The sequence below is a fragment of the Saccharopolyspora rectivirgula DSM 43747 genome, assembly GCF_000497205.1.
GTDB lineage: Bacteria > Actinomycetota > Actinomycetes > Mycobacteriales > Pseudonocardiaceae > Saccharopolyspora > Saccharopolyspora rectivirgula.
This window is the reverse complement of record NZ_AYJW01000134.1, coordinates 1-1,281: the sequence shown is the minus strand read 5'-3', so window position 1 is coordinate 1,281 and position 1,281 is coordinate 1. Positions and strand designations below refer to the sequence as shown.

Genomic DNA, 1,281 nt, shown 5'->3' with positions numbered 1-1,281 from the left:
CGTCCGATGCCGTGCCAGGTCAGGCCGGCGCGGCGCAGCGTGTCCGGATCCAGCAGGTTGCGCCCGTCGACCACCACCGGCTGGGCCATCACCTGCGCGATGTGCTCCCAATCCAACGACCGGTACTGCGGCCACTCGGTCAACACCACCAACCCGGCCGCGTCCTTGGCCACCTGGTAGGGATCCTCCACCACCTGCACCCCCTCGGGCAGCAACGGCTCATCCCCACCCACGACCGGATCATGGGCCACCAACTCCGCCCCCGCCTCGACCAACAACCGCGCCACCGCCACCGCCGGCGACTGCCGCACATCCCCGGTACCGGCCTTGAACGCCAACCCCAACACCCCCAACCGACGCCCGGCCACCGACCCCCCGCAGGCCGCCACCACCTTGGCCACCACCCGCTGCCGCTGCCACGCATTGGCCTGCACCGCCGCCTGCAACAGCGAAAACTCACACCCCACCGACTCGGCCACCCGCAACAACGCCGCAGCGTCCTTGGGCAAGCACGAACCACCCCACCCCGGGCCCGGCTGCAAAAACGCCTGCCCGATCCGCCGGTCATACCCCATGCCCTCGGTCACCGCCGCAATATCGGCCCCCACCAACTCGCACAACTCCGCCACCGCGTTGACATACGACAACTTCACGGCCAAAAAGCAATTCGCCGCGTACTTGACCATCTCCGCACTCGCAGCATCGGTGAGCACCGTCGGCGCCCCCAACCGCGCGTACAACCCCGCCACCCGCTCAGCCGCATCCGGCGAATCCGACCCCACCACGATCCGATCCGGCCGCAGGAAATCAGCCACCGCCGAGCCCTCCCGCAAAAACTCCGGATTGCTCACCACCGCCACATCCGAACGCCCCAACCACACCCGCACCCGCGCCGCCGTGCCCACCGGCACCGTCGACTTCAACACCACCACGCACCCGGCCGGCAACACCGACCCCACCTCGGCCACCACCGCCCGCACCGCCGCCACATCAGCCTGCCCATCCGCCCCCATCGGCGTGGGCACGCACACGAACACCACCTCCGCATCGGCCACCGCCGCAGCCGAACCCACCACGAACGACAACCGCCCCGCCGCCAACCCCTCGGCCACCAACTCCGCCAACCCCGGCTCGGCCAACCGCACCCGACCCCGCGACAACTCCGCCACCTTGCCCGCATCCACATCGCTGCACACCACCCGATGCCCCAGCGACGCCAAGCACGCCCCCGTCGTCAACCCCACATACCCCGTGCCCACCACAACGATCCGCCGCGCGAAC

At 70.2% G+C, this 1,281-nt stretch carries 1 protein-coding gene; it reads right to left on the bottom strand.

Annotated features, from left to right (window positions below; genetic code table 11):
• Window positions 1-1,262, bottom strand: a 1,262-nt coding sequence (locus SREC43747_RS0119210) for a UDP-glucose dehydrogenase family protein (protein ID WP_037342693.1), incomplete at its 3' end; no start/stop codon positions are given.
• Window positions 1,263-1,281: the final 19 nt, after the last annotated feature.